At 42.3% G+C, this 17,772-nt stretch carries 19 protein-coding genes; 8 read left to right on the forward strand and 11 right to left on the reverse strand.

The genetic code is table 11. The features are described from left to right. Positions 1 to 69 precede the first annotated feature (69 nt). The 3 genes from JNUCC22_RS18980 (at position 70) to JNUCC22_RS18990 (ending at position 3,851) form a co-directional block, all read left to right on the forward strand. Complete coding sequence (locus JNUCC22_RS18980; protein WP_015240964.1) at positions 70 to 1,491, forward strand: glycoside hydrolase family 68 protein; 1,422 nt, start codon at positions 70 to 72, stop codon at positions 1,489 to 1,491. 61 nt (positions 1,492 to 1,552) lie between these two features. After that, positions 1,553 to 3,109: a glycoside hydrolase family 32 protein gene (locus JNUCC22_RS18985; protein WP_216062007.1), complete on the forward strand. Its 1,557-nt coding sequence runs from the start codon at positions 1,553 to 1,555 to the stop codon at positions 3,107 to 3,109. Positions 3,110 to 3,188: 79 nt separating this feature from the next. Beyond that, on the forward strand, positions 3,189 to 3,851 hold the full coding sequence (locus tag JNUCC22_RS18990; protein ID WP_007409865.1) for a GntR family transcriptional regulator: 663 nt from the start codon (positions 3,189 to 3,191) through the stop codon (positions 3,849 to 3,851). A 77-nt stretch (positions 3,852 to 3,928) separates the two neighbouring features. Here the strand turns inward: JNUCC22_RS18990 and JNUCC22_RS18995 are convergent, their stop codons facing one another. From JNUCC22_RS18995 to JNUCC22_RS19005, 3 genes are all read right to left on the reverse strand, one after another. Beyond that, on the reverse strand, positions 3,929 to 4,438 hold the full coding sequence (locus JNUCC22_RS18995; RefSeq protein ID WP_015240966.1) for a DinB family protein: 510 nt from the start codon (positions 4,436 to 4,438) through the stop codon (positions 3,929 to 3,931). A gap of 50 nt (positions 4,439 to 4,488) precedes the next feature. Continuing rightward, positions 4,489 to 5,706, reverse strand: coding sequence for an MFS transporter (locus JNUCC22_RS19000; protein ID WP_020958111.1), 1,218 nt, complete (start codon positions 5,704 to 5,706; stop codon positions 4,489 to 4,491). A 158-nt stretch (positions 5,707 to 5,864) separates the two neighbouring features. Then, positions 5,865 to 6,737 carry a LysR family transcriptional regulator gene (locus tag JNUCC22_RS19005; RefSeq protein WP_007409874.1) on the reverse strand — a complete coding sequence of 291 codons (873 nt, stop codon included), beginning with the start codon at positions 6,735 to 6,737 and terminating at the stop codon, positions 5,865 to 5,867. Between the two features lie 126 nt (positions 6,738 to 6,863). Here JNUCC22_RS19005 and JNUCC22_RS19010 point away from each other — a divergent pair, with 126 nt between their 5' ends. Then, on the forward strand, positions 6,864 to 7,442 hold the full coding sequence (locus JNUCC22_RS19010) for a LysE family translocator (RefSeq protein ID WP_012118916.1): 579 nt from the start codon (positions 6,864 to 6,866) through the stop codon (positions 7,440 to 7,442). 84 nt (positions 7,443 to 7,526) lie between these two features. Here JNUCC22_RS19010 and JNUCC22_RS19015 read toward each other — a convergent pair whose 3' ends face one another. The 5 genes from JNUCC22_RS19015 to JNUCC22_RS19035 form a co-directional block, all read right to left on the reverse strand. Then, positions 7,527 to 7,895: a DUF1304 domain-containing protein gene (locus tag JNUCC22_RS19015; protein WP_015240972.1), complete on the reverse strand. Its 369-nt coding sequence runs from the start codon at positions 7,893 to 7,895 to the stop codon at positions 7,527 to 7,529. A 30-nt stretch (positions 7,896 to 7,925) separates the two neighbouring features. Then, positions 7,926 to 8,564, reverse strand: coding sequence for a nitroreductase family protein (locus JNUCC22_RS19020; RefSeq protein ID WP_004393039.1), 639 nt, complete (start codon positions 8,562 to 8,564; stop codon positions 7,926 to 7,928). 13 nt (positions 8,565 to 8,577) lie between these two features. Then, positions 8,578 to 9,039: a MarR family winged helix-turn-helix transcriptional regulator gene (locus tag JNUCC22_RS19025; RefSeq protein WP_172437936.1), complete on the reverse strand. Its 462-nt coding sequence runs from the start codon at positions 9,037 to 9,039 to the stop codon at positions 8,578 to 8,580. A 110-nt stretch (positions 9,040 to 9,149) separates the two neighbouring features. Then, complete coding sequence (locus JNUCC22_RS19030; protein ID WP_012118921.1) at positions 9,150 to 10,028, reverse strand: YitT family protein; 879 nt, start codon at positions 10,026 to 10,028, stop codon at positions 9,150 to 9,152. Positions 10,029 to 10,211: 183 nt separating this feature from the next. Further along, positions 10,212 to 10,664, reverse strand: coding sequence for a MarR family winged helix-turn-helix transcriptional regulator (locus JNUCC22_RS19035; RefSeq protein ID WP_191973982.1), 453 nt, complete (start codon positions 10,662 to 10,664; stop codon positions 10,212 to 10,214). Positions 10,665 to 10,784: 120 nt separating this feature from the next. Here JNUCC22_RS19035 and JNUCC22_RS19040 point away from each other — a divergent pair, with 120 nt between their 5' ends. Both JNUCC22_RS19040 and JNUCC22_RS19045 read left to right on the forward strand, forming a co-directional pair. Further along, positions 10,785 to 11,216, forward strand: a complete 432-nt coding sequence (locus JNUCC22_RS19040) for a GNAT family N-acetyltransferase (RefSeq protein ID WP_072589783.1) — start codon at positions 10,785 to 10,787, stop codon at positions 11,214 to 11,216. Between the two features lie 351 nt (positions 11,217 to 11,567). Then, positions 11,568 to 12,434, forward strand: a complete 867-nt coding sequence (locus JNUCC22_RS19045) for a DUF1259 domain-containing protein (RefSeq protein WP_191973981.1) — start codon at positions 11,568 to 11,570, stop codon at positions 12,432 to 12,434. 210 nt (positions 12,435 to 12,644) lie between these two features. On the opposite strand, the gene JNUCC22_RS19050 is transcribed toward JNUCC22_RS19045, so the two are convergent. Beyond that, positions 12,645 to 13,046, reverse strand: coding sequence for a carboxymuconolactone decarboxylase family protein (locus JNUCC22_RS19050; RefSeq protein WP_007409882.1), 402 nt, complete (start codon positions 13,044 to 13,046; stop codon positions 12,645 to 12,647). A gap of 104 nt (positions 13,047 to 13,150) precedes the next feature. Further along, a complete protein-coding gene (locus JNUCC22_RS19055; RefSeq protein WP_007409883.1) occupies positions 13,151 to 14,059 on the reverse strand; it encodes a LysR family transcriptional regulator in 909 nt (302 codons plus the stop codon). A 118-nt stretch (positions 14,060 to 14,177) separates the two neighbouring features. Between JNUCC22_RS19055 and JNUCC22_RS19060 the strand changes: the two genes are divergently transcribed. Beyond that, positions 14,178 to 14,963: a 3-hydroxybutyrate dehydrogenase gene (locus JNUCC22_RS19060; RefSeq protein ID WP_007409884.1), complete on the forward strand. Its 786-nt coding sequence runs from the start codon at positions 14,178 to 14,180 to the stop codon at positions 14,961 to 14,963. A gap of 299 nt (positions 14,964 to 15,262) precedes the next feature. On the opposite strand, the gene JNUCC22_RS19065 is transcribed toward JNUCC22_RS19060, so the two are convergent. Further along, the gene (locus JNUCC22_RS19065) at positions 15,263 to 16,711 is read right to left on the reverse strand and encodes an aminotransferase-like domain-containing protein (RefSeq protein ID WP_007409885.1); all 1,449 of its coding nucleotides are present in this window, start codon (positions 16,709 to 16,711) and stop codon (positions 15,263 to 15,265) included. A 129-nt stretch (positions 16,712 to 16,840) separates the two neighbouring features. Between JNUCC22_RS19065 and JNUCC22_RS19070 the strand changes: the two genes are divergently transcribed. Beyond that, positions 16,841 to 17,722 (forward strand): DMT family transporter, encoded by an 882-nt coding sequence (locus JNUCC22_RS19070; protein WP_216062008.1) that lies wholly within the window; start codon positions 16,841 to 16,843, stop codon positions 17,720 to 17,722. Positions 17,723 to 17,772 lie beyond the last annotated feature (50 nt).

Below are 17,772 nucleotides of genomic sequence, written 5' to 3' on the forward strand. Positions count from 1 at the left end.
CATCCATGAATGCAGGAGGATCGAATCGGCAGATCGCAAAAAAAGGTACATACAAAAGGAGACATGAACATGAACATCAAAAAATTTGCAAAACGAGCCACAGTTCTAACTTTTACGACTGCACTTCTGGCAGGGGGAGCGACTCAAGCCTTCGCGAAAGAAAATACCCAAAAACCTTACAAAGAAACGTACGGCGTCTCTCACATCACACGCCATGATATGCTGCAGATCCCTAAACAGCAGCAAAGTGAAAAATACCAAGTGCCTCAATTCGACCAATCAACAATTAAAAATATCGAGTCCGCAAAAGGACTGGATGTGTGGGACAGCTGGCCGCTCCAAAACGCTGACGGAACAGTAGCTGAATACAACGGCTATCACGTCGTGTTTGCTCTTGCCGGAAGCCCGAAAGACGCTGATGACACATCCATCTACATGTTTTATCAAAAAGTCGGCGACAACTCGATCGACAGCTGGAAAAACGCGGGCCGTGTCTTTAAAGACAGCGATAAGTTCGACGCCAACGATGAAATCCTGAAAGAACAGACACAAGAATGGTCCGGTTCTGCAACCTTTACATCTGACGGGAAAATCCGTTTATTCTACACTGACTTTTCCGGTAAACATTACGGCAAACAAAGCCTGACAACGGCGCAGGTAAATGTGTCAAAATCTGATGACACGCTCAAGATCAACGGAGTGGAAGATCATAAAACGATTTTTGACGGTGACGGAAAAACATATCAAAACGTTCAGCAGTTTATCGATGAAGGGAACTATACATCCGGCGACAACCATACGCTGAGAGACCCTCACTACGTTGAAGACAAAGGCCATAAATACCTTGTATTCGAAGCCAACACGGGAACAGATAACGGATACCAAGGCGAAGAATCTTTATTTAACAAAGCGTACTACGGCGGCAGCACAAACTTCTTCCGTAAAGAAAGTCAGAAGCTTCAGCAAAGTGCTAAAAAACGCGATGCTGAATTAGCGAACGGCGCCCTCGGCATCGTAGAATTAAACAATGACTACACATTGAAAAAGGTCATGAAGCCGTTGATCACTTCAAACACGGTAACTGATGAAATCGAGCGCGCGAATGTTTTCAAAATGAACGGCAAATGGTACCTGTTCACTGATTCACGCGGTTCAAAAATGACGATCGACGGTATTAACTCCAACGATATCTACATGCTTGGTTATGTATCAAACTCTTTAACAGGTCCTTACAAGCCGCTGAACAAAACTGGTCTTGTACTGCAAATGGGTCTTGATCCTAACGATGTAACGTTCACTTACTCTCATTTCGCAGTGCCGCAAGCCAAAGGCAACAATGTCGTGATCACAAGCTACATGACAAACAGAGGCTTCTTTGAGGATAAAAAGGCAACATTTGCGCCAAGCTTCTTAATGAACATCAAAGGCAAGAAAACATCCGTTGTTAAAAACAGCATCCTTGAACAAGGACAGCTTACGGTTAACAACTAATAACAACAAAAAGAAAATGCCGATACTTCATTGGCATTTTCTTTTATTTCTCAACAAGATGGTGAACTCAATCATGGCACGAAAATGGCCCGTTGTAATATTGATCTTTTTGGGTGCGTTCCTGTTTGTCGGCTTACTGCCGAACAAAAGCCACAATTCCTCTGACACAAACACGGAGCATAAGAAAGATTACCGTGCGGCGTATCATTTTACGACCCCGGACAAATGGAAAAACGACCCTCAAAAGCCCATTTTTTTCGAGGGGAAATATCATTACTACTATCTTTATAATCGGGATTACCCGAACGGCAACGGCACAGAATGGCGGCACGCCGTATCAGAGGACTTGGTGCACTGGACGGACGAAGGCACGGCTATTCCGAAATACACCAACGAAAACGGCGATATATGGTCCGGTTCTGTCGTCATTGATAAACACAACACCGCGGGCTTCGGCAAAAACGCGCTGGTCGCCGTCACAACGCAGCCGACAGCCAAAACAAAAGCCCAGGAACAATATTTATGGGACAGCACGGACAAAGGAAAAACGTTTACTTCCTATAGTGATCAGCCCGTGATGAAAAATCCGGGAACTAAGGATTTCCGGGACCCGAAAGTGATCTGGGATGAACAGGATGACAAATGGGTGATGGCCATGGCCGAAGGCGAAAAAATCGGTTTTTATGAATCACCCGATTTAAAAAATTGGAAATACACGGGCGGTTTTATCACTCAGCAGATCGGCCTCGTCGAATGCCCCGACCTTTATATGATGCGTGCAGATGACGGAACAGCCAAGTGGGTTCTGGGCGCAAGCGCAAACGGCAAACCCGCAGGCAAACCGAATACGTACGCGTATTGGACCGGAAACTTTGACGGGAAGGAATTTTCCGCCGATCAAGAAGAACCGCAATGGCTCGATTACGGCTTTGACTGGTACGGCGGCGTCACATTTGAGGACGGTAATAGCGAAGATCCGCTGACAAAACGCTATGCGCTGGCATGGATGAACAATTGGGATTATCCGAATGAAACACCGACACTAAAAAACGGCTTTAACGGTACGGATTCTATCGTCCGTGAAATCCGCCTTCAGCAGCAGGACGGCGGCACATACAGCCTTGTGTCAGAGCCGGTTGAAGCATTGAACCAATTAACCTCTTCAACTGACAGCATAGAACACAAACAGGTGAACGGTTCAGAGACACTGCCGATCAAAGGTGATACATATCAGCTTGATATGGATATCGCTTGGTCAGATATCAAAAATGCAGGCGTCAGACTCAGAGAATCAGCAGACCAAAGTCGGCATATTGATGTCGGTATTTCGGCAGAAGACGGCTATGCCTATGTGAACAGATCGTTTACAGACCAGCCTGATAAAACCGGTGCATACGCCGAAAGCAAAGCCCCATTTGACGGAAACAAAGGGCGCGTCCATCTGAAAATTCTCGTGGATAAAACAAGTATTGAAGTATTTGCAGACGACGGAAAAACCGTTTTGACAAATGAAGTGTTCCCAAAACACGAAGATCAGGGAATCACGCTCTTTTCTGAAGGCGGCTCCGCTGACTTTCAGCATATTGAGATGAAGCATCTCGGTTCGATTCATTCTTAGACGTCCCTCTTCATTTCTAACCAGCGCCCGGACTGTGGTAAAATGCAAATATGTATACTACGATTCATGAGGTGTTCCATTGGATAATCAAAACAAAGAACCTGTGCTGAAAAGAACCATCATGCGGGACGAAGTGTATCGCACACTCAGAAACTGGATCATAACGGGCAAGCTCAAACCGGAAACAAAGTTAAAGGACAAGGATTTGTCGGAAACATTGGGAATCAGCCGCACCCCGATACGGGAAGCCTTATTGCGGCTGGAAGATGACGGCTTGGTGATAACAAAAGCGAACAGATGGACGCTTGTCGCTCCGATTGAGTTAAAAGAAGCGGAAAACTTGTATTCCATCGTCTGGACGCTTGAAAAACTCGCATTGCAGCAAGCTCTCCCGCATGTGGACGATGCCGTGATTCAGGAATTGAAACAGCTGAATGAAAATCTTCTTCAAACAATGAAAGACGGCGATAAACTGGCCATCCTGGAAGCGGACAATGCATTTCACCATCGCATCATTCTGCTTGCGGACAACGCCGAACTTCACAAATTGCTAGTAAGCCTGAAAGTCAAAATTCAGAGAATGGAAATCCGCTATTTCAGTGAAAACGGCGCTTTAAACAGATCATATAATGAACACTCTGATATCATTCACGCATTAGAACAGCAAGATGCCGCCGCTGCTTTTACAGCGCTTGAAGCGAATTGGAAAAACAGTTTAGAACGGCTGCAGAACATGGCATAGCAAATGAAAAAGCCAAATCACTCATATGATTTGGCTTTTTTACGGATATCACAAGACAGCCGCGTTGGCTGTCTTGTTTACTTATTGTTTATATATAAATACATACCGTAATCCGTCGGCACAGAAGCATACCCCATCTGTCTGAGCATGGCTGTTATATTCCCGCGATGATACGTTCCGTGGTTCACAACATGGAGGATCATATCGGCCGCTGCGGTTTTCATGATGTCACCTGACGGATGCTCTATTTCAAGAGGGAGACTGATATTTTCTTCCTTTTGCAAAAATAATTGATACCGGTCTGATAATTCCGAGAACATATCTTCCAGCTCTTCTATCTCTTTAGACAAGATGTCCTCTTTTTGCTGTTCAGCTGATTTCAGCGTATCCTCCAGACGCTCTCCGGAGAACACATCAAACCACCCCTTATCCGACAGATACACATGAGTCAATACACCGGCTATCGACGGAAAGACACTTTGAATCTCCTTACGATACACATCCTCCGGAAGCTCTTTAAGCCGGGTGAATATTTGCTGATTTGCCCAAAGATGATAATCATACAATTGCAGTGCCAGATGTCCCACATTACCCTCTCCTCTCTCGATATAGAACGTACGTTCCTCATTATACTACACTACATGCGACTTTGTACCATCTTCTTCATTCGCAGCTGAGAAAATCCGATAAAAGCCGAAATTAATAAGAGGAGGCCTGCGCCAATATAAATAAACCGCACGCCGAATACATCCGAGATAACCCCCGTTCCGATAATGGAAAACATAAAAATGAACTGAACTAAAGCTGATCTCGCCGCTAATATATTGACCCGTGTCTTTTCGGTCGTGATGTTTTGAAGGAATGTTTCCTGCGTGAGATCTCGTAATACACAAGCCGGCCCCATACACAGCACCAGAAAAAGGGCAGTAACGGCGCTTGTGATCAACCCATAAATAAACGTGAACATTCCATATGCCAAGGCTCCCGTCAGCATAAGCGGAATGAGATGATGCTGAAACTTACCGGATAACTTATAGATGATCAGTCCGCCGATCATCGTCCCTGCATAATAGACTCCGTTGACATACCCCCACCAAGCCTCTCCTTTATGAAGGACGTCATGCACATAAGTCAAGGACACAGACCCGATCCATATCATGCCTGCCCACGATTCGATCACATCCATCACAATGAGAACCCTGAGCTGTTTTTGCTGAAATAAATACACCCAGCCGCTTGCCGCATCTGCAAAAAGGGAACGTTCCCTGACTGCTGCCGGCGCACACAAGCGTACTTGAAGAAACAGAATGATGCCCAAAACCGAAGAAACCAATAACATGACAGTGACGATCATTGTATCGCTCTCTCCCAAGAACGCTATGATGACGCCGCCCAGAGACCACCCCGCAAACTGAACGGTCTGATCCGCCGCAGATAATAAACCGTTCGCTTTCGCCCTTCGATCAGGAGGAATGATTTCCCCAATCAGTGCGCTTTTTATCGGAGCAAACCATCCGTTGCAAAAAGAAATGCCTCCGATCAGACAAAACATCAGAAAAAAGAATGCGGATGAACCGGTTTGGATGACAAAAAACAAACAGACTAACAGTGTGATCTGTATCAATTGAGAACCGATTAACAAAGACCGAAGCGTGAACCGGCCGGTGACCAGCGGCAAAATGGCGCTGCCCAATACGCGACATACAATGCTGACGAACGTCATAAGAGAGGCCATCGCCGTCGAACCGGTTTTTGTAAACAAAAACAAGATGACAGCCATCGTATAAAGTGAGAACCCCAAGTTGATAGCGGTCTGGCTGTATAAAATAGCATAATACGCTCTCTTCATATTCATCTTCTCACTCCCTGATTATGTAAATCATACCATATTTGCTGATCAGCTCTCTTTTTTTAAAAAAGGTAGGTATGGAGTCAAAGCTGGCTGACATCGAAAATGTCATTAAGATTCCGGACAAAAACAAAAGCCGATGCGCGCAGGCATCGGCTTTCAAATTAACCTATCATCTCAAGAACAAGCGACACAAAAGCTTCAGCGGCCGGAAGCTGCCATTTTTTCTTTTTGACCAGCATATGAGAATAAAGCCGCTCGAACGGCTCAGACTGCTGAAGAATTTTCAGCTTCCCCGCTTTTACCTCTTCTTTTACCGTAATATAAGGTAAAACGGAGAAACCGAGTCCGCTCATCACCGTCTGCTTAATTGCTTCTATACTCCACAATTCCATTGTTTGTAAATGACTGATATCATGCTTGACGAGAAATCGTTCAAACATAGTCCGATAGCTGCATCCTTCTTCATTTGTAATAAAAAAGTGCTTGCCGCTTTGTTGATAGTCGTCAAAATGTTCCGGTGCGTCACTGCCCGCCACGAGGACGATGCGTTCCTCCAATAAAGAATGATGTATGCATTTTTCCATTTGTATCTCCGGATACACCATAAATGCGATATCCACGCGGCCGCTTACTAATTCCACCTGATTCTGCCCGCATGTTCCGTTGCTCAATATGATATTGACGTTCGGATACTTCATGGAATATTCTCTGATAATCGGCCCCAGTCTGGAAATGGTCAAAGACTCCGGCGCCGCAATTTTTAAAACGCCCTTCACCTCGTGAATGCTTTGCATATTTTTGATCTTGTCATGGGCGGAAAGTAAATCCTCGGCTAACGGTATCAGCTCTCTCCCTAAAGGCGTCAGTTTCAGACGCCTTTTTTCGTACGTAAATAATGCGCCGCCGATCTCCTGTTCAAGCGCCTGAATATGAGTCGTAATCGTCGACTGCGTATATCCCAGCTTCGCCGCGGCCCCTGTATAGCTTCCCTTATCTACAATGGCCTGAAATGTAATAAGATGTCTGATCTCCATATGAATTCACCTCTAAGATGTATCGAAAAAATCAATAATGCGATTTTATTTTTCAATTTTATTTATAACTATTCTTATCATACAATAAAAAACGGTTCCATCACATTAGCAAATGAAGGTGATTTAATGAGTATCATAGCTTTTCTTTCTTATGTCCTAATGACATCTATTACACCCGGACCGAGCAATATTTTAATGATGAATGAAGCGCGCAGAGCCGGCTTTATCGGTTCATGGCGTTTTAACGGCGGCATCCTGACGGGATTTGCAGTGCTCGGCATTCTCAGCGGTCTGTTTACCATGAGTGTTTATCATTGGATTCCCGTCGTGGAACCTTACTTTAAAATTGCCGGAGCCGTCTATTTGCTCTATTTGGCTTGGCAGATCTCGCTGCCCAAAACATCAAAAGGCGATTCTGAAAAAACCCGATCGTCTTTTCTATCGGGATTTCTGTTTCAAATGATCAATATAAAGAGTATTTTATTCTTTTTAACCTTAATGAGCGCTTTTATATTGCCATTTCAGCACACGTATCCATTGATTGCGTTCTGGCTCGCGTCGGCTATTCTCCTGGGCTGGGCGGCTTTACTGCTGTGGTCGGCGTTCGGCTCTGTTTTTAAACATCTCTTTGAGAAACACGATAAAGCGTTTCGCATCGTGATGTGTCTGCTGCTCATCTATTCTGCGGTAAGCATTTATCTGTAATTCAAAAAAGATCCGCCTAAGGAATGATTTTCAAAACAGAATAAAAAAAGAGGGCTTCCTTTCCGGAAGCCCTCTTTCCGTCTGCTACGCCAATAAAAGAAAAATAAGCGCTAAAACAGCCGGAAGTCCTTGTTTTACGATAATTGATTTGTTTGAAGTAAAGCCTCCGAAAATGGCCGCGATGACCACGCAGATGACGAAAAACATTTGAATCATATGGCCAATCGGATCAGCTCCGAGGATCAGCCCCCAAATGAGGCCGGCAGCCAGAAATCCATTATACAGACCCTGATTTGCAAACATGACCGCTACATTCCGATCACCTTCTAAATGCTTCGGCAATTTGAAGGACCGCTTAGCTGCCTTCGAATTGATAAAAAACATTTCAAGTATCATGATAAATACATGTTCTAAAGCTACAATTCCGACGAAAACAGCTGCAATAATCTCCACTGTCCCTCTCCCCTCAGCTTCACTTCAACCTTATTTCCATTGTGCGATTGTTTCGATAGGAAGACGGTAGGAAGCATATCCTTCGTCTGCCGCTTTTCCGATTGATAACAGCATGACCGGTACATAACGCTCTTTATCCATTCCGAAAACCTCGGCAATCTTTTCTTTATCGTAGCCGCCGATCGGGTTTGTGTCATAGCCGTGCGCGCGCGCCGTAAGCATCAGCTGCATGGAAACGAGTCCTCCGTCAATCAGAATCGTTTCACGGTTCACTTGCTCCGGCAGTTTTTCAAAATGCGCCGTCAACGCAGCGATTTGTCTGTCTTTTACTTCCTGCGGCATGTAGCCCAGTTCGACCGCTTTTGAATAAATTTCTTCTAAATAGTCATCACTGTTCATATCTGCGAAAACCGCGATCACCGCAGATGATGTGCTGACTTGTGTTTGGTTAAAGCTGGCAAGCGGCGCGAGTTTTTCTTTTCCTTCAGGGCTGTCAATGACGAGAAAACGCCACGGCTGCGCGTTGACTGAAGACGGTGCTGTCGTTGCTTCTTCCAGGATTTGAGTCATTTCTTCTTTGCTGATTTTAACAGCCGGATCGTAATTCCGAATGGAACGGCGGCCTTTCATAATGTCCATAAAGTCGTTTGTTTTCAGTTCTGTTTTCATGTGTAAAACACTCCTATGCTTTCATATTTTCTATATTATTCTGCATCTGTGACAATACGTTTTTTAACATACTGCGTTCTTCCGCGCTGACACCGGCAAGCATTTCCTTTATGAAACGCTCCTTCTCCTTTTTGGAAGCCTCAATTCTCTCCCGCCCCTGTTCAGTAAGCCGGACAAGTATAATTCGGTTGTCCTCGGGCTTCCGCCTTCTTGTGACCATTTCTTTGGCTTCAAGCTGTTTCAAGTGTCTTGTCACGGCTGCGCCATCAATATTCACCTTTTTCTGAAGATCGCTTTGGCTGATCTCATCGACGTAAAAAAGCACGGCGAGAAGCTCAAGGCGGGATTGGCTGATTCCGGTGCACGCTTCAAACTTCGTGCCGATCACTTTATGCAGTGATTGGAGCTGATATAAAATCTCGCCTTCCTCTGAACAACATGCTGTCAAAACCCATCCCCACTTTCTTTTGCGCAATTAATTGACTAGTCAATATTTGATATATCAATAATATACAGCCGTCATTCTATTTTTGCAAGTTTTTTCTCCTTTTTAAAAAAAGCTGCCGATTAACGGCAGCTCGCTTCTTAATGATTATGGACTTTTCTGAAATTACTGCCTTTTACTTCTGCGACATCATATACCGTCACAAAGGCTTGTTTATCAATGTCATTAATAATTTCTTTCAGTTTGGTTTCTTCCAAACGGTTGATGACACATGTGATTTCTTGGAATTTTTCATGAGAAAAACCGCCGTATGCTTCTTTATAAGTAGCGCTCCGGCCCAATTCTTCACGAATGGTCTCTACCATTAATGCAGGCTCATTGGTGATAATCTGAAAAGTTTTAGAACCGCTTAAGCCTTCCTCAACCACATGGATCACCTTAGATGCAATGTAGTAAGCAATGACGGAAAGCAATGCGCCTTGCAGCCCGAATACAAAAGAAACAAAAATAAACACAAACATGTTTAAAAATAAAATGAGGTCGCTCGTGCCAAACGGCAATTTCCGTGACAGAAGCACAGCCAGCATATCAATTCCATCTAAGGCGCCGCCGTTGCGCAATGCCAATCCCATTCCAAAGCCGAGAATAATCCCGCCGACAACGGTGATTAACAGGGTGTCTCCCTCGATGATAGCCGGTGTGTGGTGGAAAAAACTCGTGCCCGCGGCAAGTGAGACAATACCGATAATTGATAGAAACGCAAAACCTTTCCCGATTTGCTTATATCCTAACCAGACAAACGGTATATTGATCACCGCAATTAAGATCCCAAGAGGCAAATGAAACAGCTGTGAACCGACAATGCTGAGTCCGGTTACACCGCCGTCAGATACACTATTCGGAATCAATACGGTTTCCAGTCCATACGCGGCAATAATTCCGCCGATGATGACCATGATGGCCCGTACGATTGATTTCACTCTGAATTTCTTACGTCTTTGTTTTTCGATTGTACTCATATCATTCCCCGCTTCAATTATTTTTTCTTATTTAAATATACCATAATTGATACTTTTCGTTAAAAATAAGCCTATCGGCTATGTTGAAGCAGGAACCGAGGAAGGAGATGTCACAGATAACGTATCCATTTATGACTTTAATCATTCACAACGCAATCATTCACTAAAAGGAATTAATGACCATTAATAATCTCTTTTATTCCCCTTCTTCACAAATTCCCAATCATGTTCTATATTTTTTCTCACCCGCTGAAGAAGGCTGAAAATGGTTTCTTTTTCCTCAAATGTAAAGCCGGACAGGGCCACCTCCGCAGAATGCTCTCCTTCTCTTTGCAATAACGGATAAACCTTTCTCCCTTTTTCAGTCGGAAACAGTTTTTTTATTTTTTTATTTTGATCATCAGGACGCTTTTCAATAAACCCCTGTATTTCCAGTTTTTTGATTGCCCTCGCCGCTGTTGTTCGGTCGACTTTAATCATTTCCGCCACTTTTTCCTGTATCACTCCCGGGTTTTCACATATACGCACAAGGTAGAGATACTGCCCTTTTGTTAAGTCTAATTCTTTAAATTCAATATTGCTGATGGAATCCAGTGCCCGTGCGATCATGCCGATTTCCCGCAAAATATCAGTCATATCTTTTCAAACCCTTCATGTTTTTGTTGCATATGCAATATAATTGTTTTATCGTTACTTCTATAAGACCACAAGCAAGCCGTGCAGTCCAGACTAACATGTGAAAAGGATTGGTTGATTATGAAGATAAAAAGAATAACAACGGAAATTGATTTGCAAGCAGCGCTTGAGATTAGAAAAGCAGTATTCATTGAGGAACAGCAAGTACCTGAATCCGATGAATTTGATCAGTTCGATACGCTTCAGGAACAGTGCGGGCATGTCTTGGTTTATCATGAAAATCAGCCTGCCGGCACAGGACGCGTCCGCATTGTAAACCATACAGGCAAGCTCGAACGAATCTGCATCCTCAAGCCTTACCGCAAATACGGGTTGGGCAAAGTCATCATAAGCGAATTAGAAAACATGGTAAAAGAAAAAGGCATCACCCAATGTAAACTGCATGGACAAACACATGCGGAAGGCTTTTATCACAAACTGGGCTATCAGACAGATTCACCGGAATTTATGGAAGACGGCATCCCGCACGTCTTGATGACAAAAGAGCTGTGAGCTGTCACTAATGAGCAGCCAAACGGCTGTATGAATTATTTACCGAAAGCCTTGTATAAAGGCTTTTTTTCATATTCTGAAACTCACAACTAAAAGGTATGTGTGCTCAGCCGGTGCTTGTCACAAATGACCGCCACAAAAAAATCAAAGCTGGAATAAAACTACCAATTTAAGCTTTTAATCTATTAAAAATTAACAGTTAAAGAGATTATAAAAAGGGAAGAAAATCTCAAATTATACTAGGAAGGCTGATTCTCTCTAATAGGGACTGCTGACGCGTTACATTTTTTCTATCTTCACATATCTTTAATACTACGTACGTTATAAATAGATTCCAGGAGGAGATATGAAGTGGAAGAAACGAGTATGGAGCCATCACGGCTCTGCAAAGAATTTGCTAGAATTCTCAATTCAACGCCCAGTGTCGTAAATGGCGTATGTACGGCGACAAGATTTCGAAGCAACATTCATCCGGTGGTACTCGGAAGAAGAGCCGAGGCATTTCCTTTTATTCCTCAGGCCTTTTCATTTGAAAGCATGGATCGGGAAGGCAGAGCTTTATGTTTAGGTGAGACTGTTTTACTGCAAGAAGAAGTGAACCCGTTAATGAGTGAGCTGCGCAAATTCGGTATCATCGTAACTGCCGTTCATAACCATTGGCTGTTTGATAAACCGCGCCTGATGTTTATGCATTTTGAATCAATTGATAAACCTCTCAATTTTGCAAGAAAAGTGAGAGAGGCCCTGAGGGTTCTAACTACTAAAACTGTGCGTGCGGTACCAAAAACTGACGGGGAAATGATTGAACGGCATGGTCTTTGTGACGAGTTCAACGATATTCTAGGCGGAACCATGCATACGTTTGAAAATGGAATTTGTACAGTAATGAGATCACGAACGAATATAAAACCTGTAGTGCTTGGACGGCCCGGAAGATCATTCTTGCTCATTCCGCAAATGTTTTCATTTGAATCAATGACAAAAGACGGCCGTGCTCTTTGCAGCGGAGAAACTGTCATTCTGCAAAAAGAAATCAATCCATTTATCAGCGTTCTTCGGAAACATGATCTGATTGTAACGTCTCTACACAATCACTGGCTGTTTGATAAACCGAGACTGATGTATATTCATTTCGAAGCGATTGATAAACCTGTCAACTTCGCCTTAAAAGTAAGAAATGCTTTAAAAGTGCTTACTGATAAAGAGGTCGAAGGTTAGCATGTTTCGAAGTATCAAAAAGCGATTAATATAATCGCTTTTACATATGATCAACCGAAAACAAAAAAGAGACCATATATAGGCCTGGCACAGACTTTTTTATGATAAGCGAGACTATTAAAAAACAGCCTTATAGGCTGTCGTTTTGTGTATATTCTATTGATGAGTTTATACTAATTCAACCCGCATTCCATACAAGCTCTTTATTTCTCAATGGTTTTCTACATGTCGTTGTGCAAACACCTTCTTAGCCACTGAAAGAGCATTAAGTACACGCGGGAATCCTGTATAAGGAACCAATTGGGTGATACTCTCTACAATCTCAGTCGGTGTTAATCCGGATGTAAGCCCTGTATTGATATGAAGTTCAAGCTGCGGCTCGGTTCCTTGCGTTACAAGGGATGAAATGGTAACAAGCGCACGTTGTTGATTGGTTAATCCCGGTCGTGAATATATATCTCCGTAAGCAAATTCTATCATGTACTTACTTACATCTGGAGCGATATCTTTCAAGTCTTCAGAAATCTTTAAATGCGTAGAGATTTTATCATCGCTTGTTAAAGTGTACTCCATTAATTTGTCTAAACCTTGTTGGTAACGGCTTTGATCCATTTGAATTTCCTCCTGAAAAGTACTTATTTTCTGACATAAGATAATATATCGCAGCCCTCTCTAACCGTAAAATACATAAAAACTATAAAAACCATTCATTTTTTTCATGAGTTATCTTGATCTGCGTAATTACTCTTACAAAAAAATGAAATATACCGGATAAATTCGCGTACTGCGTGTGAAACATATTTGCCTTTTTTTAAAATAATCGCCACTTTCCAAGGAATGGATGGATTGACAATAGAAATTGCCTTAACTAAACTTTGATCAGTCTTTTTCACTATAGACTGAGGAAAAATGGAAATACCTAGTTCTTCTCCAATCATTTCGCTGATAAAATCCCATTGAGAACTTTCATAAACGATATTTGGACGAAAACCGGCTCTAATACACTCTTGAATAATCCGATCGTGAAGAGAAAAGTCTTCACTAAACAGGATGAAAGGTTCATTTTTCAAGTCTTGCATTTCCACAATCTCTTTATGAACAAGCGGGTGAGCGGAATGAACGAAGAGCATCAGTTCTTCATTAAGCAATGGAATGATATCAAACTGCTCTTCGTCCACTGGTTCAATAACCACGCCAAGATCCAGTACCCCATCTTCAACCTCCTGTTTCACCTTGTTTCCCCCATGTTCTATCAGCTTGATGTTCACATCAGGATACAATTGTTTAAATCCTCTAATGATTTTAGGAAAAAACAAGACACCGATAAGCGGCGGTATTCCAATTTTCACTTTTCCTTTTTTTAAATGTAAAAGATCGTATAAGTTCGTCGACAAGTCATCTATTGACTTCATAATCATTTGGCCTTGCTCAAATACAATTTCGCCTGCATCTGTCAAAGCGATTTGTCTAGCTGATCGATCAATGAGCTCAACCTTTAATTCCTCTTCCAAACTTTTCACCATCTTACTTAAGGCAGGCTGTGACAAATGCAAATTTTCTGATGCCTTAGTAAAACTGTTGGATTTAGCAACTTCAAGAAAGTAAGTGATTTGGCGTATATCCATCGTATGATCTCCATTCCATAAGTTTAACGAATACATTATATTCTTTTTATTCATTTTACTTATACAACTGCTGGGTGTAAACTTTTAGAAGACCAAAATGAATCCTGGAGGGGTTACTATGAGTAAATTATTGGAAAGTAAAGTTGCTCTTGTTACAGGCGCGGCGAGTGGAATTGGTTTAGAAATTGCACGTGAATTCGCTAAAGAAGGCGCAAAAGTTGTGATTTCCGATTTGAACGAAAAAGCCGTGCAACATGCAGCTGAGGAACTTACGGAACAAGGATACGAAGTCCTCTCTGCGGTTTGTGATGTAACAAACGAAGAACAAGTAGAAAAAAGTGTCTCTAAGACACTTGAAACCTTTGGACGATTGGATATTCTGGTAAACAATGCGGGGATTCAGCATGTGTCGGATATAGAAAACTTCCCGACTGATAAGTTTGAATTTATGCTGAAATTAATGCTTACTGCTCCTTTTAGTGCGACAAAAAGAGTATTCCCTTTGATGAAAAAACAAAAATTTGGCCGCATCATCAATATGGCTTCCATAAATGGTTTAATTGGTTTTGCAGGGAAAGCAGCTTATTGCAGCGCTAAACACGGTTTGATCGGTTTAACTAAAGTATCAGCATTGGAAGGAGCGGAATACGGAATTACCGTCAACGCCTTGTGTCCGGGATATATCGACACTCCATTGGTGCAAAACCAGTTAAACGATATTGCAGAGACTAGAGGCATTTCTAAAGAAAAGGTGTTTGAAGAAGTCATTTACCCCTTGGTTCCTCAAAAACGTTTGTTAGCCGTGCAAGAAATCGCTGATTACGCAGTATTCCTCGCCAGTGACAAAGCGAAAGGCGTTACAGGGCAGGCAGTCGTAATGGATGGCGGTTATACGGCCCAATGATCTGAATTTCATCTGCAGGAGTCATAGCGCTTTGGATTAAATGATTTACTCTTCAAGAACCAAGCCGCTGTTCTTCTAGGAGAGACATAGCCATACAGATTGAAGTTTGAATAAAAACAAGGAGAGCAGAAATTAACATTTTTTGACATTCGGCATCTTAACTTAAGAAAAGCCGCTTTGTTGGCGGCTTTTTTACTGGTTTTCATGAGGGGAAAAGAAGCATTTGAAAAAGCGAAACGCGAAAACAAGCAGATTCTTGTCATTGATAGCATGTCCCTGTCTTTTAGTAATCATTATATTTATCTGCTTGCCAATTCCTTAATCATCAAACCCAATTCATAAATTCCCTTTTGAAGGTCTTCAAGAGATGCATAAGCATATGATAAGCGAATATAATTCCCTTTTTCTTGAGCATAGATACTGCCGAGATTGAGAAGTATCCCTTTTGTCAAAGCTTTTGTATAAAGTAATTTCATAGATAGTGAAGGCAATATTTTTACCCAGACAAAGAATCCTCCCTTCGGCATATTCCATGCAGCGACATTCTTCAAATTGGTTTCTAAGAGACTCATGACCAATTGCCTTCTCACCTTTAATTGACTTCTCACCTGTTCTAGATGTTGCTGGTATTCACCGGATGTAAACCACTCTGCCGCTACTCTCTGAGATAACGAACTGGAGCCGTAATCTGTTTGCATTTTTATGTCGGATAAACGTTCAATCACTGGTTCTGGACCGACGATCCATCCAATCCTCAAGCCCGGACTTAACGTTTTCGATAAACTGCCTATGTAAAGCACATGCCCATTTTTATCTATTGTTTTAATAGGATCTGGAGGAATCTCATCTATCCATAACTCACGATAAATGTCATCTTCAATAATGGGAAGCTGTGCATTCTCACTTGCCGCAAGGATTTCTTCTCGTCTCTTTTTTGACATTAAAATACCTGTCGGATTATGAAAACAAGGATTTGTATATAAGATAGCCCTCCCCCGTTCCCCCCTTGCCATGTGGATGTGTTCCGGCAAAAGTCCATTATTATCCATAGGAACTCCAGTCAGCTTCATACCGGCTGATTGAAATACGTGTAATGAATAAAGATAGGAAGGCTGATCGAGAAATACGGTCGATCCCCTTTGTAAAAGCCCCATTGATATAAGCTGCAAGGCTTGCAGTGCGCCCGAAACAATAAGAATGGAAGAAGGAGACGCTTGAATGCCGATTGTTCTTAAATAGCCGCTTAATGCCTCTCTCAAAGGCAAATAGCCTTTTGGTTCCTCATACCCGAATGCCTCTATGTTTTGAGATACCTTTCCCATGATCTCTTTCATAACAGCTAAAGGAAAAATCTCATGTGAAAGTTCTCCTTTACTGAGCTGTATAAGATCAGAATTCGATTCTGATTTATTGATCTCTTGAACGATTTTTTGGCTTGGCTGCTGGATTCCGGAGGTTACATACTGATCCCAATCGGGAGCGGAATTCTTAGCCAAAAGTGTCCATGTATTGTTCGTAACAACTGTCCCTTTGCCCATTCTGCCTTCGATTAATCCATCCGCCGTCAATTCCTCTAAAGCTGTAATGACTGTGCTCCTGTTCACCTCAAAGTGTTTAGCAAGCGTGCGCTGGCTTGGAATCTTACTTCCAATCGGCCATTCTCCATTTCCTATTTTCTCTTTTATAAATTGAATGATTTGTATGTACTTAGGAAGCTTTTTCATCTTTTTTTCTTCTGGAGCGCTCATAAAAAGGATCCTCCTTAAAAGTGGTTGGGTCAAAATCTATTTAACTGGTTGAAGTCATATCATCAAATCTTTATTAATATAGAAACACATTAAATAACTGGTTGGTTTTTGTAAAGAGGAGTGAGAAAGATGCAAAAGAAAACAGTTCGAATCGGCATATCTTACAGTCTGATGATTGGGTTGTGGGCATCAGCTTTCCCGGGAATTCGCGCGGGTTTGGAGAGTTACACGCCGGAACACCTCGCTTTGTTTCGCTTGTTGATTGGGTCAATGGTGCTGGTGGTTTTTGCTATTTTGACTCATATGCGTTTACCTGACATGAAGGATGTTCCTGCTATTTTATCGTTAGGATTTTTAGGTTTTGCACTATATCACATTTTGCTGAATATCGGAGAAAAAACAGTCAGCGCAGGGGTAGCAAGCTTACTCGTGACCATGACACCTATTTTTTCTGCAATGTTATCCCGTCTGTTTTTTGGTGAACATTTTGGGCTTTATAAATGGATTGGCTCTATCATAAGTTTATTGGGTGTGTCGATCATTTCATTTGGGGCAGGAAACTATACAAATTCAGTGAACGGCATTTTGTTAATCCTGCTGGCAGCTTTTTCGGAGAGTATTTATTTCGTTTTTCAAGCTCGCTATATAAAAAAATATGGATTTATTCCATTCGTTACATTCACTATTTGGGGCGGGACAGTACCTATGCTTGTATTTCTGCCTGGCTTAGGGGAAGAGTTTTTGAACGCTTCAATGAACTCAACATTGTCTATCGTTTACTTAGGTTTATTACCAACGGTTGTGCCTTACTTTGCACTTGCTTATGTAACTTCACTCGTCGGTGCTTCAGAAGCAACCATTTCACTTTATTTAACACCCGCTATAGCCTTGGTCATTTCTTGGGTGTGGTTAGGTGAAGTACCTGCGTTTATTTCTCTTTTGGGCGGAGCAGTCACAGTCGTCGGGGTGTGTTTTATCTATTTGAAAGCAAATATAATCAGGCTCAACTGAATTTTTCAGAATTGTGATATGTTAAGTATATCAATATTAAAAGGAAGAAA

Origin of the sequence: Bacillus sp. JNUCC-22, from assembly GCF_018861275.1 — a bacterium.
In the GTDB taxonomy this organism is placed as follows: Bacteria; Bacillota; Bacilli; order Bacillales; family Bacillaceae; genus Bacillus; species Bacillus velezensis.